The sequence below is a fragment of the Okeania sp. KiyG1 genome (assembly GCF_014132355.1).
GTDB lineage: Bacteria > Cyanobacteriota > Cyanobacteriia > Cyanobacteriales > Microcoleaceae > Okeania.
Map to the genome: position 1 here is coordinate 112,285 of NZ_BLZO01000198.1, position 26,952 is coordinate 139,236.

The following is a 26,952-nucleotide window of genomic DNA, read 5'->3' on the forward strand; positions in this document are numbered from 1 at the left end:
AGATATATGAGTTTGACTGAAATGACAGGAACAGAAATTGATAATTATGCTCCAGATTTTGAATTGCCAGGAGTAGATGGCGAGGTTCATCATTTAGCAAGATATTTAGAAACTTTTAAAGTAGTTTGTGTGATATTTTTGAGCAATCAATGCCCAGAAGTAGATTTATACATTGAACGGATTAAACAACTACAAAAAGATTTTCAAAACCAAGGAGTAATCATAATTGGAATGAATGCTAATGATGGGACGATTTCTCCCACAGAGAGTTTTGAAAAAATGAAAGAATTTGCAGATAAGAATCAACTAAATTTTCCCTATATTCGGGATGTAACTCAAGATGTAGCAGAAAGCTTTGGGGTTGACAAAACACCCGAAGCTTTTTTATTGGACCGGGAAGGTAAGTTACGGTATCGTGGCCAAATAGACGATAATGTTAATCAGCCAGAAGCAGTAAAAGTTGCTTATTTACATCAGGCAATTGCCCAACTTCTTCAAGATGAAGTAGTAACCCTATCCCATACAAAAGTTGTTGGTTGCTCAATTAAATGGCGTCGTTCAACAATTAATAATGAATAATGAATAATTAATAATTAATAATTAATAATTACCTCTCCTTCAAAAGAAGAGGATTGACTCAAAGGAAAGTTTTTTCTCTCTTGGTCGATTGGATATGGCGAGGTTTCCTCGCCATCCCTCCACCGCTTGTTTCTCTTTTAAAGGAGAGGGATTTTACCTTAATTATTCGGTAATTTCCAACTGTTGATAATTTCACTCCCACAGAAAATTTATATGAATCTGCCAAGAATGATGAAATTTATAGCGCGTAGCGCCAGGGAATAGGGAATAAGGAAAAAGAAAAAACGAGTACATAAGAATAAGATAACTGCTATATTCTATACTTCAAAGGAACACCTCAATTCTCACATCTGACTCGGTGATTGCTATATTAGACATATCTAATAATAAAAAATCAAATCAATTATCACACATAAATCATCAATTATTCCCCTCCACCGGAGGGGTTAGGGTGGGTTCCCTACTCCCTACTCCCTCTTTATAGAGGAGAAGTCTATTATTTTATGCAACTTCTTATAAATTTAGTATCAAGAATAAAATAGTGGAAAAAAGCAGATCAACTGGTATCGTATTGTGGAAGCAACTTTAGTTGAGAAAAGACTCAAAGTATGGGGACAGTCGATCGACGGGTTTTGCTGAAATTGAGTGGCGAATCCTTGATGGGAAGTCTGGGCTATGGCATAGATCCGGCAGTAGTCCAAGGAATTGCTCAAGAAGTGGCCGAAGTAGTGGCCACAGGAATTCAAATGGCAATTGTTGTTGGGGGCGGTAATATCTTTAGAGGTGTAAAAGCAGCCTCGAAAGGAATGGACCGAGCAACAGCAGATTATGTGGGCATGATTGCCACTGTAATGAATGCCATTACCTTACAAGATGCCCTCGAACAAGCAGGAGTACCGACAAGAGTCCAAACAGCGATCGCTATGCAGGAAGTAGCCGAACCTTACATTCGCCGTCGAGCCATTCGCCATCTAGAAAAAGGCCGAGTGGTAGTTTTTGGCGCAGGTTCTGGTAATCCATTTTTTACCACTGATACTACTGCTGCTCTGAGAGCTGCAGAAATTGATGCAGAGGTAATTTATAAAGCCACTAAAGTTGATGGGGTCTATGATTCCGATCCAGAGAAGAATCCACAGGCCAAAAGATACGAGTCCCTAACTTATGGGGAAGTATTAAGAGAAGACTTACGGGTAATGGACAGTACAGCGATCGCCCTTTGCAAAGAAAATAATATCCCGATTATTGTATTTAATCTTTCAGTTACGGGTAATATTCGTAAAGCCGTTATGGGAGAAAAAATTGGAACTATTGTGAGAGGTTTTGATGAATGAATATAGAAGAAGCTGAAAAGAAAATGAAAAAAGCAGTTGAAGCTACTCAAAATTCCTTCAACACGGTTAGAACTGGAAGAGCTAATGCTTCTCTTTTAGACAGAGTAATAGTTGAGTATTATGGAGTTCCAACTCCACTGAAATCTATGGCAAATATTGGCATCCCAGATGCTAGTACCATTACTATTCAACCTTTTGATAAAAGTAGTCTGGGCTTAATTGAAAAAGCAATTAATATGTCAGATGTTGGTTTAACTCCCAACAATGACGGATCTATTGTAAGGCTAAATATTCCTCCACTCACCAGTGAACGTCGTCAGGAAATGGTCAAGTTAGCAGCTAAACTGGCTGAAGAAGGGAAAGTTTCTGTCCGTAATATTCGTCGTGATGCTGTAGATTCAGTTCGTAAACAAGAAAAAAATAGCGATATTTCTAAAGATGAATCACGAGATTTGCAAGACAAAATTCAAAAAAAGACAGATAAATACGTCGCAAAAATAGATGAGTTATTAGCTGCGAAAGAGAAGGATATTACCACAGTTTAAAAACTTTTGAAAACATGAGTAAGTAAAAGTTAGAAGTCAAAAAAAATTAGGTATTAGATGGTAGGTATTACATAAACTTTTTCACTTAGTATCCGATAAGTAAATTAGTAAATTCTTATGGCCTATCATCTATTTGAAATGATGACTTGAGGAAGCTAAATAAAATCCGGTTGAATAATTGTAATTTCTAGTAGGAGTTGCGCAATTTTTGAACTTTAATACACTAAACTCTCGTTATTAGGAGTAATACCAATTTTAAAAAAGAATGCTATAAAAAGTGCCTCTCGATCAGATATGCTTAAAAATAATGGCTATCGTTCATTTTATATAGTTATCTCTATTTTTTTACCTTTTTTTCAATATTTCCTCCTTCTTCCTTCTTCCTTACTTCCTTCTTTCTTACTTCTACTATTTGTAACAAACACTTATCAAAATGGTATAATACCCATTTTATGTGAAGTAGCATTGAGATTAACTTCTCTCCTTTAGAACTGATGAGCCACTTGGCAAACTCTTGTTGCAGACGGCCTACAACCTAGAACTTAATTTAATGCGATCGGGACTTAGGCCAAGGTACTATATATAGTAGGTAAAAACTATAGCACTATGGTATATATAGTGTTTTTGTCGGAAAAATGCTTCAACAATTAATAATGAATAATGAATAATGAATAATGAATAATTACCTCTCCTTGAAAGAAGAGGATTGACTAATAATGAAAATTTTTCTTTATTATCCCCTTAAAAGGGGAGGCTTTAAACCACAATTTTTCGGTAAATCTTGGTTATCTATGCAATTAGACAAGACATTAAAAATCGAGTATGTTAAAAAAATATTAGGTATGATGGAGTCTTTGTGACTTTAATGCAGTAGGTTCTATAGATAGTTTGACAAAAACCAATAGTATATCTACCATAAGCCCACGCTTAATTAACTTTTTCCCATTCGACGAAATATCAAAAATCTAGTTATCAAAGTTGAAAAAATGTTTGATTGTATAATTGTAGGAGCAGGCCCAGCAGGAGGTACAGCAGCTTATCATTTGGCAAAGAAAGGACGCTCCGTTTTAGTCATAGAAAAGGAATCTTTGCCCAGAATTAAAGCTTGTGGTGGTGGGGTATCTCCAGCTATTGCTCAGTGGTTTGACTTTGATTTAACTCCAGCTATTTCTCTCAAGGTCAAGAAAATTCGCTATACATGGAAATTAGAAGACCCCGTAGAAGCAGATTTACCTTCTGCAATGTGGATGGTTAAACGGGATATTTTCGATCATTTCCTGATCCAAAAAGCTCAAGCAGAAGGTGCAGAATTAAGAGATAAAACAGAAGTTACAGGTATTGAATTTAAAAGCGATTGTTGGGAAGTTAAAACAAACGGAGAACCTGTTACAGGTCGTTATTTAATTGCGGCTGATGGAGCAAAAGGCCCAATGGCTAAATGGTTAGGTTTTAAAGAATCAAAAAAACGGCAAAGTTTGGTTTTTGAAGCAGCATTAAAAGAGCAAAATCAACAAGTTAATTTTGAATTTGGCTCAGTTAAAAATGGCAATATTTGGAGTTTTCCAAAAGCAGATTCTTGCTCAATTAATATTGCTACTTTTAGAGGTGGAGAACCCAAAAATTTATCCAAAGATTTGATGGAATATGCACAAAAAATTGGTTTAAGTGCAAATCAAAATGAGTTATTAGAACATCCTATTTCTCTATGGGATGGAGATAAAAATCTCCACACAGAAAATGCAGTATTGGCAGGAGAAGCAGCAAGTATATTAGACCCTTTATCTGCTGAAGGAATTCGCCCCTCAATTTTCAGTGGTGTTAAAGCTGCTGAAGCAATAGATGAAGCTTTAGGAGGTAATGGGGATGCTCTGAAGAAATATACTCAGGTAATAAATGAAGAATGGGGTGCAGATATGGTTTGGGCAGGTCGTTTAGCAGGAGCATTTTATCGGTTTCCTAAAGTAGCTTATAAAGTGGGAGTTAAATTGCCTGTAGCAACTGAAGTAATGAGTAAAATTCTGTGTGGAGAATTGCGTTATGCAGATATTGCTAACCGAGCAATTAAAAAACTAAGTGGTAGTTTTTTACCAGGAAGAGGTTAAGGAGAAGTCAGAAGTCAGAAGTTAGAAGTCAGAAGTTTAGTAGTGGAGTGGCACACCTAAAATGTTGCAATAGTAGGGGCGGGTTCCACGTTAAATTAATGGCGTTACAAATTATTCAGATAAACCCGCCCCCACCTCAATAATCGCTCCGCACCAAATTATGTCGGTCCAGTAGGGTACATTAGACGACTAAAGTTTAGACTTTAAAAAGCATTTAACAATTCGTCGTAACGCACCATTTTTAGATTTCTCAGTCAACTAGATTGATTATATCTAGTTTGCTTGGTCATAGTAGAACCAGAAAAATTAAGAAGCCCAAATAACTCTTTGGAAAGGGATACAATATGCCATTTCACAAACTGAAATTGAATCAGGTTTTTGGAATTTCACCAAATATTCCTGAGCATACCTATGTTGATAGAAATAATCTCGATCAACAATTTAACTATTTGGTTGGTTCTGGAAGTCACCTAGTTATTCATGGTGCTTCAAAGCAGGGTAAAACAGTGCTAAGAAGAAAAAATTTACCTGATAAAAAATGTATTAAAGTTCAATGTACTAATAGAACAGATATTGGTCATATATATTCTGAAATTATTAGGCAGGCAAAAGTTAACATACCAACGGAAGTAACAAATCAAATTTCTGGTTCTGCGGGCGCAAAAGCTATGGGTCTGGGATTTCAGATAAATGGGGGATTAAATGGTGGCAGATCGGAAAAATGCAAATTTCCAGATTTTAGTTTAGATAACATAAATTACATTGCTGAAGTAATCCAAAAAACTGACAAAAAAGTAGTAATTGAAGACTTTCACTACTTATCAACGGACGTAAGGAAAAAATTATCATTTGACTTGAAAGTGTTTTGGGATTGCTCTGTTTCTTTCATTATTATGGGAGTCTGGTCAGAGGATAATATTTTATCTTACTACAACGGAGATTTAAGTGGTCGCATTGAAGAGATTGATGTTCGATGGAAAAACGAAGAACTCGAAAAAGTTCTTGAAATGGGAGAAAGGAAATTACAAATTTCTTTTAGCGATCAGATAAAAAAATCTATCCTAGATGATTCTAATGGAAATGTCGGTTTATTACAGCTTATTGCAGGAAAAGTTTGTTTTGCATCAGGCATCACAGATAATAATTCTAGAAGCAAACGTACTATTAGTAACATTAACTCTCTGGCAAATTGTCGTTCACAAATATGTAAAGACCTAGTTCCAAGGTATCGTTTATTTAGTGAGAAATTTAGTAGAGGTTTTAAGAATGAAGCTACTCAACCGATTTATGAGAGTTTACTGCATATCTGCATGGAAGCAAGTGATGAAGAGCTACGCTTGGGTATACATAAAGACATTATTGGGGAGCGTCTCAAACATCTAGATATAGAAGTAAACTCACCATTGAGCGATTATCTTAAAAGAATAGATAATCTACAGTCAATAAGTGGAGTTTCTCCTATTGTTCTGTCTTATAACACAGATTCCCAAAAGGTTCAATTAGTAGATTACGACCTTTTATTTTTTCGCAAATATATTGGAGAAAATAACTTACCTTGGCCGTGGTTACGACAAGATTAGCCTCAAGTTTATAACCTCTTTTTTGATATTATTTATAATCATTTTAAGGGGATGAAAAAAATAAACCTTACTATTTCTAGAAGCACTGATAACTGATAACTGATAACTGATAACTGATTAAAATGCCAACCTTAATAAAGAAGGAAGTAAAGAACCAATAGCGTGTACAAATTGATTAGGCTTTTTTGGCTCAGGAGGATTTAAACGTAGGTCAATAATTTCCACCAAATATTCTGATAATTCTTCACCCTCTTTACTACCTTTAGAAATAAAAATATCACGAGATTTTTCCGCATCTGCAAGAGCCGCTTCAAGATTTCCCAAGTCTGCAAGAGCCATACTTCTAGCAAAATAAGCAGCAGCTAAATCGGATTTCAAACTAATAGCTTGGTTATAATACCTAACAGCATCTTTATAATGTCCAGCCTTTGCTTCAGCAATTCCTAATCGATAAAAATCTTCAGCTTCACCAACATTAGATGGCATTCCCACAGCACCTAACAAAAAAGCATTTTTTAGGTCAACATCACTTAAATTAGCACCAGTTAAATAAGCACTTCTCAGATCCGTACCAGCCAAATTAGCCCCAGTTAAATTAGCCCCAGTTAAATTAGCACCAAATAAACTTGTACCAGCTAAGTTAGCACCACTTAAATCTGCCCCAGTCAAATTAGCACGACTGAGATTTGCCCCACTCAAGTTAGCCCCTTTGAGATTAGCTCCTTGAAGATTTGCTAGTACCAGGCCAGCACCACTTAATTCACAATTTGGACATTGTTTACTAGATAATAACTTTTGTGTATGTTGGATATTTTCAGCAATGGCTGGAGCGTGAGTACAAACCGTACTTAAAACTAAAATAGCAGAAAAGATTTTGAGTCTCATCTTCAAATCTTCCAAACTAAAGATTATATTTTGCTGCTATGTTAGCACTCAATTATTCAATAATTTAGAATTTAGAATTTAGAATTTAGAATGCGCGAATTACCTCTCCTTAAACATGTCGCGTAGCGTTAACGTAGTTATGCGAAGCAAAACGACCGCTTTTTATCCCCTTAAAAGGGGAGGCTTTAGACCACGATTTTTCGGTAAAAATAAGGTTGTATGAGAATCCCAGTTTTAATTTAAAACTATGTTCATAGTTGATTATAGATTTATGGAAATTTTACTAATTTGATAATTTTTTAACTGAGAGAATTTTAATTCACCCAGTTGGGTGATGCTACTCATAAATTATTAGTAATAAACTTAAAGAAAGTTATAAATTCAAAATTAAGTTAGTAAAATATGAACAATATACAAGGTTCTGAGATTTTACTTCAAAAGGAGCAAATTTCATTAACAAAAACCATTGACTCTATTTTGAAAAAAGGTATAGTCACTCAAAGCGATAGAAAAAAACTATTATCTTTTCTGGCATCTAATCCACTGCTTATTTCTGAATATATCCAAAGAATTAATTAAACTATCTTCCAAATAGAATCTGGAATGTTAAAAGTATTAAGTTAAAGTTAAAGTTGTTTTCCATATTCCTGAAAATCCTAATTTTTTCTGCTATTGCTGACATGAAATATAGTATCTATACACTAGCAAAAGTAGCAAAGCTATTTCTTAGGCGTTGCAGTTTAAATAGCTTCATTATACTACATTAGACTCGCAATAGTTTTAAAATAATTGATTATCCATATTGAGATGAATTTTGCGTATCGATACAAGTTAATATATGAATAAGAGCTAGCTCCACAGTATCATGCCAATTATCTGAAACATCAAAGAATGGAAAACCATATCGAATACAGTCTTTTTCGATCGCTTGGCTCAATGAAATAAAACTTTTCACGGTTTCTAGTAATTCTAAATCTTCTATTTGATGAGACCAACAGCAAGGATCGTCAACTGCTGCTTTGCGAATTTCGTGAAGTTTGCGTTCAGGTTCAGTATTTGTATATCCCAAAAATAAAGTAACGGGTTTGATATACCAAAGACGTTCGATAATGAGTTTAGGTGAGATGAATGAAGACTCATAAACACGAAGATAGTTAAATTCTTTACCCATATTACGAATAGCTTTCACCAACACCGTATCACAATAATCTTGAAATATCTCCTTCTCCCTAGGAGTAAGTATGGGAGCAGGATAATTATTGCGAACAGCATTTAAAAATGAGTCTAAATGCACAACAGTACATCGGGTTTGCTGAAAAACGAGATTAGCAAGTCGAGACTTTCCAGCACGACTAACACCTCCAATAATAACTGTACCAATGCTCTCAATTTTTTTTTCCATAACCACTCTGACAAGTTATATCATGTCCGGTTGAATACTTATTATTAAGATAGTAGGGGAGGGGGAGTAGGGGAGTAGGGGAGTAGGGGAGTAGGGGAGTAGGGGAGTAGGGGAGTAGGGGAGTAGGGGAGTAGGGGAAATTAAAGTAATTATAGAATAAGGACTTATGCACCTACAACATATTTTCGTCATTCTAATTTAGAAATTACACAAGATTCGCGATCGCTCTCTACTAATTTTTTTTTTGATATCAGAAAACAGCGCTGCAATTCCTTAATTATTGAATCTAATTGCGATCGCATTGTTTTCTATTAGACATAGGCGTGGAAATTCAAAATAATATCATGTCCGAACGCAATCGTTTGTGTAAACCCAAGCATGAATATATGAATATACATAGGAAATTTAAGTTTTTTCTGGCTCTTAACTTTAGCCTTCCTGCCTCTTCCCTCTTCCCTCTTCTCTCCTCCCTCTTCCTTCTTCCTTCTTCCTTACCTTAGCTATACAATACCGATGCTACCGGACATGATATAAAATCAATTCTTATCCATAAATTGTCAATTACTTCTCCCTGTTCCCTGTTCCTTCTTTTGGAGGAGATGTCTATTTTTTTGAATAAAAACAGCATACATAATTTGAAGAAGCAGTTAACCTTGTTACAAATTTCTTAGAATTAGAGTTATTTTAATTATTATTAAATAAGCTTAGAAATAAACTAGCCGCTTTGTATTTATTAATACAGCTAATTAGAGACTAAAGCTTTGAAATGTATATTGTTATCAGTACTGAAACAGATAACTGAATGTTAAGTAATTCTGGATATATAAACTCTTGTAGATATAGCAATAGACAGGTAGGTTAGGACTTGTGCGGATGACGATTACAATCAGGGAAAATGTTTTTCCCACTGTTTCCTGCTATAAATCTCAGGAAGTCTGGTCTCATAAAGATTTGCGCTCTTAGCTATTTATTGACAAAAAGTGTGAAATATGGTACTACATAGTATCTAACAAAAACTTTAATATTGAGTTTATTGTTAAGTAATAATTAAGGAACCAGAGTGTAATAATTTAAGGAATTATAGTATAAAATTACACTTTCTGTACGCTTCATCAACCATTTACAGCCAAAAAACTATATAATTAGGAAAAAAACACCATGAAAATTCTACTTACAGAGAATTCAGGTAAGGATAAAGTCGAATTTCCAGCTCCCACTAATAAACCAGAAATGGCAGCTCAAATACAACAAATGAGTTTGATGATTGCCGAATCACTACATGAAGAAGATCAGTATCAGGAGGACTCTAGTATGAATATACAGGCTTTAACTCTCTCATTATCAGAAAATTCACAAGACATAGATGATGCAGTAGGAGCATTATTTAAACAAATGTCTCGCTATCCTCTTCTCAGCCAAAAAGAAGAAGTAGAATTAGCCAGGTTGATCCAAGAATTACTTATCTTTGAACAACTGCCAGAAAAACTAGCAAATGACTTAGGGAGGATGCCCACAAAAGGCGAAGTAGCAGCAGCAGCAGGTTTAACAGAAGTACAACTATCTCATCGCTTACATAAGTGTCGTGCCGCCAAACGCCGAATGATTAGCTCTAACCTGCGTCTAGTAGTTTCCATTGCCAAACGCTATCTCAACCGAGGAGTACCCTTTCTAGATTTGATTCAAGAAGGAGCATTAGGACTAAACCGTGCCACAGAAAAATTTGACCCAGAGAAAGGTTACAAATTCTCCACCTATGCTTATTGGTGGATTCGTCAAGGAATAACTCGCACTATTGCTAATCAAGGGCGTACTATTCGTTTACCAGTTCATGTAGTTGAACAGATTAACAAACTCAAACGAGTCTACCGCGACTTACGACGGAAGTTAAATCGTATCCCCAGTGATGCCGAAATTGCTCAAGCATTAGAAATTTCTCACCAACAACTGCGTAACCTCCAGCAAATTCGCCGGAAAACCCTTTCTTTGAACCATCGTTTAGGTACTGACGAAAATAGCGAACTGCTAGACTTCTTAGAAGATAATGAAAATAGCACTCCCGAAGCGCAGATGAATGATATGATGATGCGCCAGGATATCTTGGAAGTCTTAAATCATGTATTAAGCGATCGCGAACAAGATGTCATCACTCTCCGATATGGTTTACTCACAGGAGAACCTCATACTTTAGATGAAGTAAGTCGCATGATTAATCTATCCCGGGAGCGAGTCAGGCAAATTCAAGCTAAGGCCATGCGGAAATTACGTCGTCCTCAAGTAGCTGAACGCTTAAAAGAATGGTTAAATCGATTTTAATAAAATTTCAAGAATTTAGAATTTAGAATTTAGAATTTAGAATTTAGAATTACCTCTCCTTTAAAACGGATAGGATTAACTCAAAGGAAAATTTTTCTTTTTATCCTCTTAAAAGAGGAGGCTTTCAAGCGCAATTTTTCGGTAATAGCTGTAATAGTGATTAAATTATGTCTTTAGATGAACTAAAATTGCGTAGTGCTACGCCAGCAGATGTACCTGTAATATTTGAGTTAATTAAAGCACTAGCTGAGTATGAGAAATTATCCCATGCTGTTACAGGTAGCGTTGCCTCCTTAAAAGCTGATTTATTTGGCGATCGTCCCTACGCTGAAGCTATTATTGCTGAATTTGCTGGCCAACCTGTAGGTTTTTCTCTCTTCTTTCATAACTACTCAACTTTTCTCACTCAACCGGGAATTTATATAGAAGATTTATTTGTTTTACCGGAATATCGAGGGCGGGGTATTGGAAAACAACTGGTCAGTTATGTCGCACAGTTAGCAGTATCCCGAAACTGTGGACGTTTAGAGTGGAGTGTTTTAGATTGGAATAAACCAGCGATTGGATTTTATCAACGTATTGGTGCGTCAATTTTAGATGAATGGCGTATATGTCGTGTTACTGGCAATTCTCTCAAGAGTTTAGCATCTGGACAGCAATTTTAAAGAAGGCAGGAGGCAGAAGGCAGAAGGCAGGAGGCAGAAGGTCTAATTGCTTATGGATAGTCAACGACCGTTGACTAAAAAATAAGGTCTCGAGCCTCCCCTTGGCTTCGCCACGAGCTGTCGCTCTACAAGGGAATGAAAAAGCGGTCGTTAGCGCAGCTTCCCGTAGGGTGGGATGGTGCCATTCGGAGCGACTCTGATAAGAGCGGGTCTCCTCGCCATATCCAATCGACCAAGACAGCGGTCGATCTTCGGAGCTTCCCGTAGAGTGAGATGGCGAGGAAACCTGCGCTGGCCGACCATCGACCAAGAGAAATAAAGTTCAATATTTCAAGCCTCTGACTTTCCTGCGGAATGCTGCGCAAACAGGTAGAGAGAGGTGCTGGTAACTGATAACTGATAACTGATAACTGATAACTGAAATGAGGCTATTAACCATGACTATTTGGGTAAATGAACAGATAGATCCATCTGGTATTATCTACTCTTGTATTGCTTGTGGCGATCGACAACAGGCCCAAGAATGCCATGAGTCTTTTCAAAACAATTTAACTGAGACTCAAAAGGAACAAGGATGGAAAGCTATACTGCGAACTGTTGAATCTTGGGATGAAGTACCTGTCAGTGCTTTAAAATTGAACTAATATAATAGACATCTCCAGAAAAGAGGGAGTAGGGAGTAGGGAGTAGGGGGTAGGGGGAAAGAATTGATAATTTCTGTGCGATAATTAATTTTATTTTTTATTATTGGAGATGTCTAATAAGCAAGGTAGCAAAAAAGGAAAATTTATAACTGCTCTTAAGCTAATTTTCCGGTTGAGTAGGATAAAACTATGAATTTTAAATTTATGGAGTTAAATTCGGAAATTATCAAACATGGAAATCTACGCATACCATCAAATTGCTGTGACTTGGGAAACATCTCACAAAATTGAACAACCAAGGTGTTTTTCGTGCGATCGCATTATGGATTTTTTACGTTTAGGATGGAAAATCATGTTTGCACCAGAGTTGCTAGAAGTTGCCGAAGTTCCTGAAACTACTCAACCTTCACCTAAGACAAATTCTTCCATAAGTTATGCTTAGATTGAGAAGATAAGAGAATTTTTATAGACTAGGCATTATAAGAAGGAAAAAGGAAGAAATAAGGTTGAGATAGCGATCATTTATTATAATCAGGATTTACGAATTTTCCCAACAAGTCTATTATATATACCATAGTGCTATAGTTTTTATTTGCTATATTGCTATATATAGTACCTTTGCGTAAGTCCTGATCAAATCCGCTGCCATTCGGTCTAAAAAAATGCTTAATCTGAGCGCCTACTCCCCCACTTCCCCACTCCCTTACTCCCCTACTCCCCTACTCCCCTACTCCCCTACTCCCCTACTCCCCTACTCCCCTTATGATGGTGGTTGAGGAAATTTTCTCTCCCTAACTTCCCAACTATATTCTTTCACTGCTTGAGTAATATTTTCTCGCAAGTTAGCATAAGATTTAGCAAAGGGTGGCTGCCAATCAGAAATGCCTAAAACATCGTTAATGACTAATACCTGACCATCACAATAAACTCCCGCACCAATACCAATAGTAGGAATAGAAACTTTTTCAGTAATCTCTTTAGCTAAATCTGCTCCAATATGTTCTAAAATCATGGCAAAAGCACCAGCTTCTTCCAAGGCGACAGCTTCTGCTAAAATACGCGCCCTAGCATCGGGAGTTTTACCTTGTTTGCGATAACCTCCAAATTGATGAACAGATTGGGGAGTTAGACCAATATGACCCATAACCGGAATACCTACTGATGTTAATTTACTTATCGTTTGAGCGATCGCTTCATTTCCACCTTCTAGTTTCACAGCTTGAGCGCCAGTTTCTTTGAGTATTCTCCCTGCGGAATGTATGGCTTGTTGAATACTTTCCTGATAAGTTAAAAATGGTAAATCTACCACTATTAAAGCTTGTTTAACACCTCGACGTACCGCCTTAGCATGATGAATCATTTCATCAAGAGTAACTGGTAGAGTAGTATCATAGCCTAATGCTACCATAGCCAGAGAATCTCCTACTAGAATTAAATCTACTCCTGCTTGGTCTAAAATTTGAGCGATCGCATAATCATAGGCCGTTAAAGCTACTATGGGACGACCTTTTTGTTTCCATTGAATTAGTTGTTTTGTGGTAACTGTCATTTTAATTAAGTTAAAAGTTATAGCAAGAAAAGGGCGTTGCTGATTCTGGGTATGATGCAAGCCCCCCTAGCCCCCCAAAATTGGGGGGAATAAAACTCTAAAAGTCCCCCAAATTTTCGGGATTTAGAGGGTTTGACCAGAACCAAACAATCGCACATTCATACTTCAATTCAGCAACGCCAAGAAAAGTATAGTTTATATTAACAGGACTTATGCAAATTTACCTTTAAAACGCCTATGTAGGGGCGAATGGCATTCGCCCTTATAGGTTTTTGCTTATGACAATGTGGTTTATCAATCTGAAAAGGGCTGTAATGTAAAAGGGGAAGCTTTAAACCACAATTTCTCGGTAAATCAATTCATGGAGCAAATTTCATCAGGCGTGAGGTGCGCCTTGCGAGCAAGATGCTCGCACTAGAAAGATTCCCTCAATATCTGTACTTCAATTGCTTGGGGTCAGAAACTCCATATAATTGTTCCTTCTTTATCCCCCCTTTCAAAGGGGGGGGGTAGGGGGGGATACCTTCTGCCTTCGTTCATTGCTCTGATGCTAATAACATTCTCCCAAAAGATTTAACAACAGGTTGAATTGTAAAAAACGAACCTTCTGTTTCCATCACTTTTTCTACTAAACAACGTCTTTTTAATGATTGTGTTCCTTTCGATATATGTAGGGGCGAATGCCATTCGCCCTCAAACGAACCTTCTGTTTCTATCACTTTTTCTACTAAACAACGTCTTTTTAATGATTGTATTCCTTTCCATAAATCTGAGTGGGAGTGTGGAAAATCTGTGGGAGTAATAGAAATATCAACTGCTGTTTCTTGATTAGCCATCCAAAATATTACTTGTTTTTCCAACTCTGATAAACGCTGAAATATTCTCTCTAATATTGGTTCTAAATCTCCTAAATATAGATTTTTGCAAGATAGAAATTTAGCTACACTGCCACCACATAAATCTTCAACAGCATCGGCAATAATATTTAACCATAAAGGATTTCCGTCATAGAGATTAATTAACTCTAACCATTTATCTTCATCTGTTAAATTTCTTTCTTGTAAAAGCATTTTGCACGCCTCTAAAAACCATGAATTTTTAAAGTATGAGAGTAATGATTTCCTAGTTCTATTTTTGGCTCTTCCTGACTCAGGAGTAATAAACAACTTTGGTGGGATGATGTGGCTATTTGTTTAAAAAGTTTGCCATAATTTTCATGGTCTGGCAGGTAAGTGCCTGCTAATTCTCCACTGGCAAAAATTTCTTGTAGGTTATCAAAAATTAGTAAGCAACGATGTTTACGGAGGTAATTTATTAATTGATTATTAGTAGTTTTGGCAGGAGAAAAATCTGCTGTTTTTTGGGAATAAGAATCAGGTGGGGATAAAAAATTAATAATGCTTGTTTGCAGAGATTCTAAAGTGGAGTAGTTATCAATATTGCGCCAGATTATATAATCAAATTTATCTTTTATTTGTGGAATTAATTGTAAGGCAAGTACACTTTTGCCGATGCCAGTTAATCCTAATATAGTGATGATGCGGGTGTGGTTTTGTAGTATCCATTGTTTCAGGGTGGTACGTTCGGTGTCGCGATCGCACAACCAATATAAATCTGGAGCTTCAGATAAATCATAATTATTTTCTGGGTTAGTGTGGTTTTGGTTTTGGTTAGTGGGAGTGGAGGAAGATTTGTTTTTAGGGATGGAAGAATCTCTGTTTTCTCCGCAGATATTTATATGATTACTATTAATATTTACCCAGTCATCACCTGTATATGATATCTGTGAAAAGTGGAATTTTTCTAATATGGAACGAGCATTAGATTTTTTGATATTTTTTCCCAATACATCTGACAGAAGTTTCCATAATTTTGTACCTACCTGTTTGATATGGTCGGGATGACGTTGACAATCATCAGCTATTTGTGGGTATTTTTTACCATTTAAAGTACCTTTTAAGACTTCCTTTTGTAGAGAATCTAAATGTTGTTTCGTGTAAGTAAATACCAGGTTGTCTGTTAATTCAACCAATGTTTCAATGTCCATAAACAATCTTTCTCCCCTACCCTAATGCACAGGCGTAGGTTGGGTTGAGGGACGTTAGCGAAGCTTATCCGTAGAAACCCAACTAAGGTTTTGTTGGGTTTCACTGTCGTTCAACCCAACCTACACTTTTAGGTGCGTCAGTCCAGTAGTTTAGTTTTGCATCTTATAACTTTATCACACTTTTTATCACTGGAATAATTAAATCATACTTTTTAACACTAAATTAGTTCTAAAAAATTTGCTTTTTACCGCTAATTAACATTTTTTGAAGTTGCCAAAAAAGAGGGTTATATTGCAAGATCATAATCAACAATTTGTTGTTATTCTATTTACATCAGGACTTAGGCAAATTCACCTTAAAAACGCCATATGTAGGGGCGAATGGCATTGGCTAACGCCAAGCTCCGCTAACGCCCTCACTGGGTTTAGTGTTCGTGCGTAAGTCCTGTACATTTTTTACCGTTATATTCAGAAGGAGCAACTAATGAGTTATTTGGAATACAGCATCAGGTATCCTGACCCATCTCTGGAGTCAGCTCAGTCTATCGCTAAAGAGGCCCTGGGGGACTTTGCCACTAGCCCGAATTTCTTGGCAAATCTGGAGACCGCTTTTGGCAGCGACCTCGATTTTGAAAAGGCGGCGGAGTTAGCTGCTGCTTGGGGTGCGGGAGATTTTAGCGGTTTGCCTGAGATTGAGGTTCGCCCTAGCAATGAGATTAACGGGGCGATGGGTGCTTTTTCGACCGATACTAATACGATCTATTTTTCCCAGGAGTATTTGAGTGCGAATGCTGGTAGTGATGAGGCAGTTGCTGCTGTCTGGTTGGAAGAGATAGGTCATTTTGTTGATTCGGTTGTTAATAGTCAGGATGCTGCTGGGGACGAAGGAGATATTTTTTCCCGGTTGGTACGCGGGGATGTGTTAAGTGCGTTGGAGTTGGAGTTGTTGAAGAGTGAGGATGATGGTGCAGTTGTTGTTTTGGATGGGGTTGAAGTGGCGATCGAGATGGCAGCTTTGAAGTTTAGCACTCCTGTTTCGGGAGAGCTTACCAAAGCTGACAACTCAGATACCCATACTTTTAGAGCAAAAGAAGGAGATATTATGCTTCTAAATGTAGTTGGGCCTGAGATTGTGCCACAAGTTGAAGTGTTTCGTCCTGATGGTACTTTACTTAGCAGTTTTTCCCAGCCCTCTCCATCTCTTCTAGAGATAACAGGTCCTAGGAGGGAATTAGAACTTCCTTTCTCTCCTGACGTAAGTGGTACTTACACTATTGTGTTAAAATCTTTGCCTAGCAACCAACTTGCTGGGTACAGCCAAACTGGTAACTACAACATAAATTTGGAACTCATTAATAATCCTGCGAAGCAGGCAACACCTCTAAAATTTGGCCTTCCTATTTCAGCAAGTATAGATAAAATTCTAGAGCATGACAAATATAGCTTTACCGCCCAAGTAGGAGACAGGATACTTCTGGAGGCAGGTGAGCCTGATACTTCATCATCTGATATTGCACCACAAGTTCATGTATACAATCCTGATGGTTTTCTGCTAGGCATAAGCTCTGGTAGCGGTGGTAAAATATTCGACGAAGTTACACCGCTGATCGACGGTACTTACACCCTAGTATTCAGTTCTGCTGCTTCTTCTTCTGAGGGTCAAACTGGTGATTACACTATCAGTGTTGAGTGTACAGGTGAGTGCAAAGCCAAACCAGAACCCCCAAAACCCACCAACAGAAATGACAAAATCACAGGTACCTCCCGCAAAGATACCATTGACGGCAAAGATGGTAACGATCAAATAAATGGACGCGGAGGTAACGACCGCTTACAGGGTGGCATCGGCAACGACCGACTTGACGGTGGCACTGGCAAAGACCGCCTTAACGGTGGCATCGGCAACGACCGACTTGACGGTGGCAAGGGTGCTGACATATTAAACGGCGGTGGCGGTAAGGATACACTCATTGGCGGTGGTGGCAACGACAACCTTATCGGTGGTGCTGGCAGAGACAAGCTTCTAGGTGGGGGTGGCAACGATCGCTTAACGGGAAGCGCCGGTAATGACACTTTAACCGGAGGTGGCGGAAGAGATCGGTTTATCTACGAAACTAATCGCCGTTTCCGCAGAGCAGACTTCGGCGTAGATAGAATTACAGATTTCGTTGCAGGTCAAGACGACATAGTTCTCGACAAAACCACCTTTACCAGCCTTGAAAGCACAGCAGGCAACCGCCTGATAGCCAATGATTTTGCCATCATCACAGACAACGCTAACGCAGCCACTAGCAACGCCGAAATTGTCTATAACTCCAGTAACGGACAGCTATTCTATAACGCCAACGGTAGTGCCGCTGGTTTTGGCGGTGGTGGCAGGTTTGCCATTTTAACCAACGAAGCAGAACTCAGTCGTACCGATTTCATCGTACAGAATTAGAGCATTATATCCTATAGTTTTGTGTAGTCTTGTGGAATGGGCATCTTGCCCGTTCCCGTTCCTTGATATTTTTGTGCAGGCATCCTGCCTGCTCCACTTGTCATTAATGCTATACTTCAGTTCTACTTCAACAGTCAAATATTTACCAAGATTCAAAGTCTTTTTTTGACAATTATTTAGTCGGTTAGTATAGATTTTTCCTACTTTTAACCCATCCCCCATCCCCCATCCCCCCATCTCCTCATCAATTTTTCTCTAGTGACAATAAATAGACTCTTGTTCCTTGTTCCTTGTTCCTTAGTTCATTGCTCCGATGCTAATATACATCTCCAATAATAAAAAATCAAATCAATTATCACACAGAAATTATCAATTCTTTTAATCCACATTTTTTGAAGTTGGCAAAATAGAGGTTTGTATTGTAAGATCATAATCAACAATTTGTTGTTATTTTATCTACATTTTTTACCGTTATATATATTCAAAAGGATCAACCAATGAGTAATTTGGAATACAGCATCAGTTATCCTGACCAATCTCTGGAGTCGGCTCAGTCTATTGCTAAAGAAGCCCTGGGGGACTTTGCCACTAGCCCGAATTTCTTGGCAAATCTGGAGACTGCTTTTGGCAACGACCTCGACTTTGAGAAGGCGGCTGAGTTAGCTGCTGCCTGGGGGACAGGAGATTTTAGCGACTTGCCAGGGATTGAGGTTCGCCCTAGCAATGAGATTAATGGGGCGATGGGTGCTTTTTCGACCGATACTAATACGATCTACTTTTCCGAGGAGTATTTGAGTGCGAATGCTGGTAGTGGTGAGGCAGTTGCTGCTGTCTGGTTGGAAGAGATCGGTCATTTTGTTGATTCAGTTGTTAATAGTCAGGATGCTGCTGGAGACGAAGGTGATATTTTATCGCGGTTGGTACGCGGGGATGAGTTGAGTGGGTTGGAGTTGGAGTTGTTGAAGAGTGAGGATGATAGTGCGGTTATTGTTTTAGATGGGGTTGAAGTAGCGATCGAGATGAATACGTTGCCTGGAGATGGGGCAACTATTGAGGAGACGATCGATCCTGCTTTTGATGAAGATCAGTTTACTTTTACAGGTAGAGCGGGAGATATAGTTACTCTGGGAGTAGACAACCGCTTGGATGCTGCTGGACGTTTAAGCTTAACATTGCTAAATCCTGACAGCTCAGAATTGAACTCGATATCTTTCACTTCCGGCGATCCAGAAATTAGTAGCATTGAGTTACCCAGTAATGGTACTTACACTGTGATAGTCGATGGTGAGAATTTAGCAACAGGCGAGTACACATTAGGCTTATCTAACTTAAGCCAAGATTCTACTACCCAATTATCTGGAGACAGAGCTACAGCTATTGGTAACATCGACCCTATCTTTGACGAAGATACTTTTACTTTTGGGGGTAGAGCGGGAGACATTATCACTCTAGGTGCAGACAACCGCTTGGATGATTCTGGACGTTTAAGCTTAACATTGCTAAATCCTGACAGCTCAGAATTGAACTCGATATCTTTCACTTCCGGCGATCCAGAGATTACTCGCATCGAGTTACCTAGTAATGGTACTTACACTGTGATAGTCGATGGTGAGAGTTTATCAACAGGCGAGTACACATTAGGCTTATCTAACTTAAGGCAAGATTCTACTACCCAATTATCTGGAGACGGAGCTACAGCTAGTGCTAACATCGACTCTATCTTTGACGAAGATACTTTTACTTTTAGGGGTAGAGCGGGAGACATTATCACTCTAGGTGCAGACAACCGCTTGGATGATTCTGGACGTTTAAGCTTAACATTGCTAAATCCTGACAGCTCAGAATTGAACTCGATATCTTTCACTTCCGGCGATCCAGAGATTACTCGCATCGAGTTACCCAGTAATGGTACTTACACTGTGATAGTCGATAGTGAGAGTTTAGCAACAGGCGAGTACACATTAGGCTTATCTAACTTAAGGGAAGATTCTGCTACTGCTATACTAGAGGATGGAGCTGCAATTAATGGTGTGATTGACCCTATATTTGACGAAGATACCTTTACTTTCATCGGCAAAACAGGAGATATTATCTCTCTGGTAGCAGACAACCGCTTGGATGATTTTGGAAGTTTAAGCTTAACATTGCTAAATCCTGACGGCTCAGAATTGAACTCGACATCTTTCACTACCGGCGATCCAGAAATTAGTAGCATTGAGTTACCCAGTAATGGCACTTATACTGTGATAGTTGATGGAAGTGACACTAATACAGGCGAGTACACTTTAAGTACGTTTGGTTTATCCAGCCAAGACCCCACCGGAACCAACAGGGGAGACAACCTCCAAGGCACCTCCAGCGGCAACAACATCAACGGCAGAGGTGGCAACGATCGAATTAACGGTGTCGGTGGTAACGATACCTTAAACGGCGGTGCAGGCAACGACACCCTCAACGGTGGCCCAGGCAGAGACAGCCTCAGCGGTGGCAGCGGTAACGATCGCTTAAACGGCGATGCAGGTAACGACAACCTCAACGGTGGTGGAGGTAGAGACACCCTCAGCGGTGGAGGGGGCAACGACACCCTAAGAGGTGGAGGGGGCAACGACAACCTGCTCGGTGGTGGCGGTAACGATCGCTTAGACGGCAATGCAGGTAACGACAACCTCAACGGTGGTGGTGGCAGAGACACCCTCAGCGGTGGCGGAGGTAACGACACTCTAAGAGGTGCCAGTGGCAACGACAACCTTATAGGTGGTGGCGGCAGAGACGAGCTTCTAGGTGGGGGAGGCAACGATCGCTTAACAGGAAGTGCAGGCAATGACACCTTAACTGGCGGCAGAGGAAGAGATCGGTTTATCTACGAAACTAATCGCCGCTTCCGCAGAGCAGACTTCGGCGTAGATATAATTACAGATTTCGTCGTAGGTCAAGACGACATAGTTCTCGACAAAACCACTTTCACCAGTCTCGAAAGCAGAGTAGGCAACCGCCTGATTGCCAACGATTTCGCAATTATCACAGACAACGCTAGTGCAGCCACCAGCAACGCCGAAATTGTCTATAATTCCAGCAACGGATCGCTATTCTATAACGCCAACGGTAGTGACGCTGGTTTTGGCGGTGGCGGTAGATTTGCCATTTTAACCAACGAACCAGAACTCAGTCGTACCGATTTCATTGTACAGAATTAGAGTCCAGTAGTGGACTGACACATCTAAAATGTTGCGATAAGTGTTGGTTGGGTGGAGGACAGCTCACACAGATTATGGCACGGATGTACGGATTAACTTCCCGCCAGGGAAGTCCCGCGCTCTCCCGTTGGCGGAGGATGGTGGCGGCAGCTATTAGGGGAGCGTCATAAGGGAAAGCCAGGGCCAAGAGTAGGATACCTCCACAAATAAAACCTTCCTATACCCTTGACAAGCTAGGAGGTATGCATGTTATTATCAAGGTCAATACAGGGGGGAGGACATCACCTCACACGAAACAGCGGTCATTTTTTTCATGACTGAAGAATCCCGCGTTGTCGCGCTATGCGCAACGTCGGGAGTATGTCAAGAGTAGTAGTCTTGTAGTAGCGTGTCTAGCTTGAAAATGTGATAGTGGCGGCAGAAATGGTCTACTACCAGACTCTCTTAAACAAGAGCGATCGCTCCCTTCCCAAATAAACTAGATTTTAGGAGCGATCGCCTTTTATTCAAGACAGTGAAACCCTGCTTCTCCTCTTAATTTTTTTGTCAAAGGTCACAGTTTCTACACAACCTGCTTGGCGAGCGATCGCTCCTATCAAATAATCAGAAAAATCTGCACTTCCCTGTTTTGTTCGCTCAATAGCTTGATAAAGAACAGAAGGGTTTTCCCACTCAAAGATTGAACTCTGTAGCATCATTTCCAAAGTGTTGATAATTTGGTCTTTGCTAAATTTATATGCTTGACTTTTGAGAACCCAAACTAATTCACACAACACAATATTAGAAACAAAACATGGCTGGTTTTCTCTAATAATTTCTAGTGCTTTCTGCCACTGTACTTAGTCATCTCTAGTCAGATAGCGAACTAGAATATTAGTATCAAGTGCAATCACTAGCTGACTCCTGGATCGCGTTTTCCATATCCTCAATGGTTGCTTTCTCAATTCCAGGATAATGTAGGATACCCGACAAGTCTTCCACAGAGAATTTCAGAGGAATTATTTTAACCTCTCCTTCTTCATCAATGACAAATTCTATTTTAGTACCTGCATTTAGTTTAAGGTAGTCCCTAATTTCTTGAGGAATCGTTATTTGCCCTCGATCGCTAACTATTGTACTGGCCATTACTATAAATATTTACTAAATTTACTTAATTTTAATGGATATTTACAAAAATAGAGAAGTTTTCCAACTCCTACTATCGCAACATTCATGTAACAAACCAATTAACAACTGTAACCTCCAAGAAATCCTGATAATCTGACACATTATTCGTCACCAGAATCAAACCATTAACTTTAGCAACTGCTGCAATTTGACCATCAGCAAAAGCAGGAGTTTTGCCAATACTGGTCAATCTAGCTCTTTCAAGGGCGTGCCATGTCGCAACGTTAACATCATAAGGTAGAATCGGAATAGTAGAACGAACTATCTCATTCAAATATCTGGCGTTGCTGATTCTGGGTATGATTTGATAATTTTATATTTTGGATTTTGTATTTTGGATGGTTTGAACTACTTGTTAATATTAACTGTTCCCTGTTCCCAGTTAAGTGTTCCCTATTCCTTATAAACCTACTTTCATACCTTAATTCAGCAATGCCAAATATCTTTCTAAAAACCTGCGTTTCCTAGAATTGGGAAGGCGACTGCAACCAAACAGAAGTTCGTGCCACACTGTAGTTGAAGTAGCAATTTCTCCTTCGTGTTGTTGTAGCTTTGCCATCACATTTGGGTGCGGGTGTTGGCGTGGTGGTTCCGATAGAACATTAGTATCGAGCAAAAAACGTAAACTCATAAAATTACTTCTCTACCAGATGATGAATCTCGAACTCCCTCAAAAACTTCTGGTTCGAGCCATATTCCTTCCGTATCAAGTTCTTGACGAAAGTTATTGAGACTTTTCCAGAAACTACCCCTTGTTTCAATGGTAATCAAAATCTCTTGACCATCAGGAATGTTTATATCCTCAAAAGTTTCGATATTTCTTCCTTGTTTTATACCTTTGACAAACATGGTATCACCTTGATAAGAATTGAGACTAACGACTATTATCATAACACAATTTGTAATTGTTGGATTTTCGATCCAATCTAAAGTTTGAACCTCATTTGAAAAATTTAGTTTTTATGCTTTAATAAAAAATCTAACCTTAAACATGATTTCTCCGTCCATCCATGCCAAAAAAAATTAGGGAACTAAAAAGTATGCTACGCAAGGCAGGATTTATATAGAATCCGGTTATACAGTATATGTTTATAATTCTATCCACACTTTCTCGCCTTAAATCCCCCCATCTCCCCATCTCCCCATCTCCCCATCTCCCCATCTCCCCATCTCCCCATCTCCCCATCTCCCCATCTCCCCATCTCATATAATAAGTATTTAACCGGATTTGATATTATTTATCGTTCGGCAAAAGGCAGTCACACTAGATGGGTTCATCCTTTACTTCCAGACCAACCTATTACTATTGCAGGTAGAGATGGAGAAGACGCTAAACTTTACATATAAAAAGAAGTTAATCGCAAATTGGAAATGTTAAAAACCATCGAACAACAGGAGTCAGAAGAATGAAATTACCCTATACAGTCGTCATTTTTTGGTCGGATGAAGATAACTGCTATCTGGTTCATTTACCAGAATTTCCTTCTCAAAAATTTCATACTCACGGAAATTCTTATGAAGAAGCAATACAAAATGCTTGCGAAGTATTAGAGCTGTTAGTTGAAGAATATCAGCAAGAAGGTAAAAGCCTTCCACAACCTAAAAATATAGAACAAATTCTTCAATTAGCATAAAGATGGCAGGAGCGATCGCTCCCCGTCTCTCAACTATCAAACAAGAGCTTAAGCGCCAGTGGTGCGGAGTATTATCGCTCTATTTTGTTGTGTTGCAATGCTACTAAAGCACCTTGAAAAAGTCAACCTTGAATCAATGCAGCTTTCTTCACAACAAATCTAGGAATTTGTCAAGGTCTATTCTTGCCTGTTTTAAAATTATGGCTAAAGTCGAACGCTTGACAGAGCGATGAGCTGGAACCGTCAATTTTAAAACTCCATCTGGCATTTGTTTGTGCAATCTAATGTGACTACCCCGTTGACGCACTACTACCCACCCATCACGTTTTAAAGCAGCAATAATTTGCGTGTAGGGAAGATTGGGAACTTTACTCATAATGCTAATTCCTTAACGATCGCCCCTGCGGACATAGGAAATTCATCTTCAATGGGTTCAAGGTAAAGTTCTATAGCTTCTTGGATATTAGTCAATGCCTCTTCAATAGTTTCTCCTTCACTAATACAACCAGGAAGTGATGGAACATAAACGGTATATCCGCCTTCTTCACTTGGTTCTAATACTACTTTTATATTCATAATTATACCCGTTAACTGACTTATTTATTTTAGCACCAGAATCAAGGGATAGTACTTCCTCTCGAAGCGATCGCTCCCTGTCTCCCTACTACTAAACAAACCAAATTTTAGGCAGCGATCGCTCTACTTATCGTAAACCTAACCAACGTAAAATCGGAACAATCACATAATGACTCACACCCAAACAAAAACCACCAATACAACCTAACAAACTGAAAAAAGTTATGCTTGCAAAAAATTCTAATAAATCAGGTTGATTTTGATTAACAACACTAAACTGTAAAAATAACTCTGGAAAAATATTAAATTGCTCCAAACCAAAAAAAACTATCGCCGTCAAAGCAGCAACTATCAAAGCATAAATAAAGTTATGCTTTCTTAAACCAAGTCCTAGAGTAACAACACCAGTAGCTACCCCCACAGATAATTTCCCCATAATTTCTAGGATAATTAAATCTTCTTTTGTCGTATAGACACTGCTACCAACTTGGGAAAATTGCCAACATAACCCACCCAAAATGTAACCAATAATTCCCATAAATGCAGCCAACCAATAACGACGACGTTGACCTAAACCTCCCACATCCGTGAAACCAACTCCCGTTCCCAAACCTGCCAAACCAAAGACAAGTATTTCCGGACCAATATTTAGGGGAACATCCCACACAAGAAAAATTAGATTAGTAAATATACTAGCGAGGCGATCGCCTATACCTGACCAATAAGCAAAAATTAATCCGAATGTTGCCCCAATACTCCCCCAACTGCACCCAGTACCATTTCCCAAATTGTATCTACACAACCTGAAATTATTTGATTAAAAATTTTAGACAGGGTAAAAAATAACCTATTAATATTCTCACTGAGATTTTTCAACTGAGCTATTAATAAATTTTTAACAGTTGTAGCTAATGTAGCTAAGGAATATATTCTCAGAGACCTCTTTTGCCGTCGATAAATTTTAGCTAAACGGACTTGCACTTCTGCTGCTGTTGCTGGTCGTTGGGCTGGATCTAAGCTCACCATATCATCAAGTAAATTAGCCAAAGCTGGATGAACAGGCTTAAGTTGACGCCACTTTAGCTTACCTGTTGAGGGGTCTTCCAATTCTGCTGGATATTGACCAGTTAGTAAATGAATGCAAGTACGGCCCAAAGCATAAAAATCTGTGAATGGGCCTATTTCACCTCCATTAATTTGTTCTGGAGGGCTATATCCAGGAGAGACTAATCTGGTTGTGCTGCGTTTTGCGACAGTTTCTCTAGGTTGGATTTTATAACTACTAATTTGTTTTACCCCTCCGAAGTCAATTATGACCAGTTGACCTCTTTTTTTTCGTTGATGATGAAAAGAATAGGATAAAGAAGATTTTGTCAAAGTTGAAGGTTGGATTTCCCGCAACATTAAATTAGAAGGCTTAATGTCCCTGTGAATAATTTTCCGGCGGTGTAATTCCCATAAAATTTCTACAGCTTGGGAAAGCCAATTAATTACATAGAAATCTGGACATCCTTGGGGATATTGTTCCAGGATTTCTTCTAGGGTACAACCATCAATTTTTTCCATGACCAGGCATGGGAGAAACCATTGACTAGAGTGGCCAACTGCTGGCTGACTATTTCGCTTGCGTAGATGAAAATAGTCTCCTGTTTCGACTCTAGGAATACCTGAATGACGCATACTGGCAAGTATCCAGGCTTCTTGGTCGAATAGTTCGAGTGCTTTGGGAGAGCTTTCCAATAATACTTTCAGGATACGTTCGGTTTGAGTTTCTTGGTCCCAAACAATGTAGATTTTCGCAAATCCACCAGCGCTTAATTTTCGCAGGGGAATATAGCGATCGTTAAGTAGAAGTGGGGTTCCACAACTTTGACAAAAGTTATTGCCCCATGCCTGAATTGGACTTAGACAATGGGGATTAATACAGTGGATTGTTGATAAAACAGACTGATGTACAGTCATCTACAGTTAGGTCTAGATTAAGGACAATGGGAAAATTATTTATATTTTTACATTTTCACACACATATAGCAGGCAACAGGTAACAGGCAACAGTGCGAAAAACATTTATTCAAAGTCAAGGATAATTAGACCTAATTATTTTTATTTTGCGGACAAAAATGCAAGTTAAATGTACATTACTTTAGTCCGATAGTGGTAGTAGTTATCAATAGAAAGGTGCTGAATAATTAGCGCTGTTTAAAAATTAATTTACAGATTTTTCCTTGTCTTCAATACTTATTTTTTCTAGAAAAAGTAATTATATTATTTTGATAATACTAATAATTGCTACATAAAA

General features: G+C 38.6%; 27 protein-coding genes and 1 pseudogene. 12 read left to right on the plus strand and 16 right to left on the minus strand.

Annotated features, from left to right (window positions below; translation table 11 throughout):
* Nucleotides 1-21: 21 nt before the first annotated feature.
* The 3 genes from SAGCYANO_RS43605 (at nt 22) to frr (ending at nt 2,455) form a co-directional block, all read left to right on the plus strand.
* On the plus strand, nt 22-579 hold the full coding sequence (locus tag SAGCYANO_RS43605) for a thioredoxin family protein (RefSeq protein ID WP_202225718.1): 558 nt from the start codon (nt 22-24) through the stop codon (nt 577-579).
* A 608-nt stretch (nt 580-1,187) separates the two neighbouring features.
* Entirely contained in the window at nt 1,188-1,910 is a 723-nt protein-coding gene (pyrH, locus tag SAGCYANO_RS43610) for a UMP kinase (RefSeq protein ID WP_202225692.1), read from the plus strand.
* On the plus strand, nt 1,907-2,455 hold the full coding sequence (gene frr, locus SAGCYANO_RS43615) for a ribosome recycling factor (protein ID WP_202225693.1): 549 nt from the start codon (nt 1,907-1,909) through the stop codon (nt 2,453-2,455). The genes pyrH and frr overlap by 4 nt, the downstream gene beginning before the upstream one ends.
* A gap of 337 nt (nt 2,456-2,792) precedes the next feature.
* Here frr and SAGCYANO_RS48775 read toward each other — a convergent pair whose 3' ends face one another.
* Nucleotides 2,793-2,921, minus strand: coding sequence for a hypothetical protein (locus SAGCYANO_RS48775; protein WP_255502921.1), 129 nt, complete (start codon nt 2,919-2,921; stop codon nt 2,793-2,795).
* Between the two features lie 520 nt (nt 2,922-3,441).
* On the opposite strand from SAGCYANO_RS48775, the gene SAGCYANO_RS43620 reads away from it, so the two are divergent.
* Together SAGCYANO_RS43620 and SAGCYANO_RS43625 are read left to right on the plus strand one after the other, a co-directional pair.
* Nucleotides 3,442-4,557, plus strand: coding sequence for a geranylgeranyl reductase family protein (locus tag SAGCYANO_RS43620; protein WP_202225694.1), 1,116 nt, complete (start codon nt 3,442-3,444; stop codon nt 4,555-4,557).
* A 344-nt stretch (nt 4,558-4,901) separates the two neighbouring features.
* Nucleotides 4,902-6,137 (plus strand): hypothetical protein, encoded by a 1,236-nt coding sequence (locus SAGCYANO_RS43625; protein ID WP_202225695.1) that lies wholly within the window; start codon nt 4,902-4,904, stop codon nt 6,135-6,137.
* A gap of 117 nt (nt 6,138-6,254) precedes the next feature.
* Here the strand turns inward: SAGCYANO_RS43625 and SAGCYANO_RS43630 are convergent, their stop codons facing one another.
* Nucleotides 6,255-7,022 carry a pentapeptide repeat-containing protein gene (locus SAGCYANO_RS43630; RefSeq protein ID WP_202225696.1) on the minus strand — a complete coding sequence of 256 codons (768 nt, stop codon included), beginning with the start codon at nt 7,020-7,022 and terminating at the stop codon, nt 6,255-6,257.
* A 793-nt stretch (nt 7,023-7,815) separates the two neighbouring features.
* Complete coding sequence (locus SAGCYANO_RS43640; protein WP_202225698.1) at nt 7,816-8,424, minus strand: hypothetical protein; 609 nt, start codon at nt 8,422-8,424, stop codon at nt 7,816-7,818.
* A gap of 1,158 nt (nt 8,425-9,582) precedes the next feature.
* On the opposite strand from SAGCYANO_RS43640, the gene SAGCYANO_RS43645 reads away from it, so the two are divergent.
* The 4 genes from SAGCYANO_RS43645 to SAGCYANO_RS43660 all read left to right on the plus strand — a co-directional run bounded on the left by SAGCYANO_RS43645 (nt 9,583) and on the right by SAGCYANO_RS43660 (nt 12,488).
* Complete coding sequence (locus SAGCYANO_RS43645) at nt 9,583-10,737, plus strand: RNA polymerase sigma factor, RpoD/SigA family (protein WP_375340115.1); 1,155 nt, start codon at nt 9,583-9,585, stop codon at nt 10,735-10,737.
* A 167-nt stretch (nt 10,738-10,904) separates the two neighbouring features.
* Nucleotides 10,905-11,402, plus strand: a complete 498-nt coding sequence (locus SAGCYANO_RS43650) for a GNAT family N-acetyltransferase (RefSeq protein ID WP_202225699.1) — start codon at nt 10,905-10,907, stop codon at nt 11,400-11,402.
* Between the two features lie 437 nt (nt 11,403-11,839).
* Nucleotides 11,840-12,046 carry a glycogen debranching protein gene (locus SAGCYANO_RS43655; protein ID WP_124143818.1) on the plus strand — a complete coding sequence of 69 codons (207 nt, stop codon included), beginning with the start codon at nt 11,840-11,842 and terminating at the stop codon, nt 12,044-12,046.
* Nucleotides 12,047-12,278: 232 nt separating this feature from the next.
* Nucleotides 12,279-12,488, plus strand: coding sequence for a hypothetical protein (locus SAGCYANO_RS43660; RefSeq protein WP_202225700.1), 210 nt, complete (start codon nt 12,279-12,281; stop codon nt 12,486-12,488).
* 318 nt (nt 12,489-12,806) lie between these two features.
* On the opposite strand, the gene panB is transcribed toward SAGCYANO_RS43660, so the two are convergent.
* The 3 genes from panB to SAGCYANO_RS43675 form a co-directional block, all read right to left on the minus strand.
* Nucleotides 12,807-13,595 (minus strand): 3-methyl-2-oxobutanoate hydroxymethyltransferase, encoded by a 789-nt coding sequence (panB, locus tag SAGCYANO_RS43665; protein WP_202225701.1) that lies wholly within the window; start codon nt 13,593-13,595, stop codon nt 12,807-12,809.
* Between the two features lie 536 nt (nt 13,596-14,131).
* A complete protein-coding gene (locus tag SAGCYANO_RS43670; protein ID WP_202225702.1) occupies nt 14,132-14,665 on the minus strand; it encodes a hypothetical protein in 534 nt (177 codons plus the stop codon).
* A gap of 11 nt (nt 14,666-14,676) precedes the next feature.
* Nucleotides 14,677-15,642, minus strand: coding sequence for an NB-ARC domain-containing protein (locus tag SAGCYANO_RS43675; protein WP_202225703.1), 966 nt, complete (start codon nt 15,640-15,642; stop codon nt 14,677-14,679).
* 484 nt (nt 15,643-16,126) lie between these two features.
* Between SAGCYANO_RS43675 and SAGCYANO_RS43680 the strand changes: the two genes are divergently transcribed.
* Entirely contained in the window at nt 16,127-18,082 is a 1,956-nt protein-coding gene (locus SAGCYANO_RS43680) for a calcium-binding protein (RefSeq protein WP_202225704.1), read from the plus strand.
* Here the strand turns inward: SAGCYANO_RS43680 and SAGCYANO_RS43685 are convergent.
* Nucleotides 18,032-18,319 carry a hypothetical protein gene (locus tag SAGCYANO_RS43685; protein ID WP_202225705.1) on the minus strand — a complete coding sequence of 96 codons (288 nt, stop codon included), beginning with the start codon at nt 18,317-18,319 and terminating at the stop codon, nt 18,032-18,034. The genes SAGCYANO_RS43680 and SAGCYANO_RS43685 overlap by 51 nt on opposite strands.
* 260 nt (nt 18,320-18,579) lie before the next feature.
* Between SAGCYANO_RS43685 and SAGCYANO_RS43690 the strand changes: the two genes are divergently transcribed.
* Nucleotides 18,580-21,276: a pre-peptidase C-terminal domain-containing protein gene (locus SAGCYANO_RS43690; protein ID WP_202225706.1), complete on the plus strand. Its 2,697-nt coding sequence runs from the start codon at nt 18,580-18,582 to the stop codon at nt 21,274-21,276.
* Between the two features lie 506 nt (nt 21,277-21,782).
* Here SAGCYANO_RS43690 and SAGCYANO_RS43695 read toward each other — a convergent pair.
* The 5 genes and pseudogenes from SAGCYANO_RS43695 to SAGCYANO_RS43715 all read right to left on the minus strand — a co-directional run.
* Nucleotides 21,783-22,094 (minus strand): annotated as a pseudogene (locus SAGCYANO_RS43695) (PIN domain-containing protein); the annotation flags it as partial.
* 61 nt (nt 22,095-22,155) lie between these two features.
* Nucleotides 22,156-22,401 (minus strand): AbrB/MazE/SpoVT family DNA-binding domain-containing protein, encoded by a 246-nt coding sequence (locus tag SAGCYANO_RS43700; protein WP_202225707.1) that lies wholly within the window; start codon nt 22,399-22,401, stop codon nt 22,156-22,158.
* An 85-nt stretch (nt 22,402-22,486) separates the two neighbouring features.
* Nucleotides 22,487-22,717 (minus strand): hypothetical protein, encoded by a 231-nt coding sequence (locus SAGCYANO_RS43705; RefSeq protein WP_237397291.1) that lies wholly within the window; start codon nt 22,715-22,717, stop codon nt 22,487-22,489.
* A gap of 147 nt (nt 22,718-22,864) precedes the next feature.
* Nucleotides 22,865-23,074: a PIN domain-containing protein gene (locus SAGCYANO_RS43710; protein ID WP_237397292.1), complete on the minus strand. Its 210-nt coding sequence runs from the start codon at nt 23,072-23,074 to the stop codon at nt 22,865-22,867.
* Nucleotides 23,071-23,334 carry a hypothetical protein gene (locus SAGCYANO_RS43715; RefSeq protein WP_237397293.1) on the minus strand — a complete coding sequence of 88 codons (264 nt, stop codon included), beginning with the start codon at nt 23,332-23,334 and terminating at the stop codon, nt 23,071-23,073. The genes SAGCYANO_RS43710 and SAGCYANO_RS43715 overlap by 4 nt, the downstream gene beginning before the upstream one ends.
* 515 nt (nt 23,335-23,849) lie before the next feature.
* Between SAGCYANO_RS43715 and SAGCYANO_RS43720 the strand changes: the two genes are divergently transcribed.
* Entirely contained in the window at nt 23,850-24,077 is a 228-nt protein-coding gene (locus tag SAGCYANO_RS43720; protein ID WP_202225708.1) for a type II toxin-antitoxin system HicB family antitoxin, read from the plus strand.
* Between the two features lie 148 nt (nt 24,078-24,225).
* Here the strand turns inward: SAGCYANO_RS43720 and SAGCYANO_RS43725 are convergent, their stop codons facing one another.
* From SAGCYANO_RS43725 to SAGCYANO_RS43735, 4 genes are all read right to left on the minus strand, one after another.
* Entirely contained in the window at nt 24,226-24,453 is a 228-nt protein-coding gene (locus tag SAGCYANO_RS43725; protein WP_202225709.1) for a type II toxin-antitoxin system HicA family toxin, read from the minus strand.
* Complete coding sequence (locus SAGCYANO_RS43730) at nt 24,450-24,653, minus strand: type II toxin-antitoxin system HicB family antitoxin (protein ID WP_202225710.1); 204 nt, start codon at nt 24,651-24,653, stop codon at nt 24,450-24,452. The genes SAGCYANO_RS43725 and SAGCYANO_RS43730 overlap by 4 nt, the downstream gene beginning before the upstream one ends.
* Nucleotides 24,654-24,780: 127 nt before the next feature.
* Nucleotides 24,781-25,440 (minus strand): hypothetical protein, encoded by a 660-nt coding sequence (locus SAGCYANO_RS47195; protein WP_237397294.1) that lies wholly within the window; start codon nt 25,438-25,440, stop codon nt 24,781-24,783.
* A complete protein-coding gene (locus tag SAGCYANO_RS43735; protein ID WP_237397295.1) occupies nt 25,386-26,615 on the minus strand; it encodes a serine/threonine-protein kinase in 1,230 nt (409 codons plus the stop codon). The genes SAGCYANO_RS47195 and SAGCYANO_RS43735 overlap by 55 nt, the downstream gene beginning before the upstream one ends.
* Nucleotides 26,616-26,952: the final 337 nt, after the last annotated feature.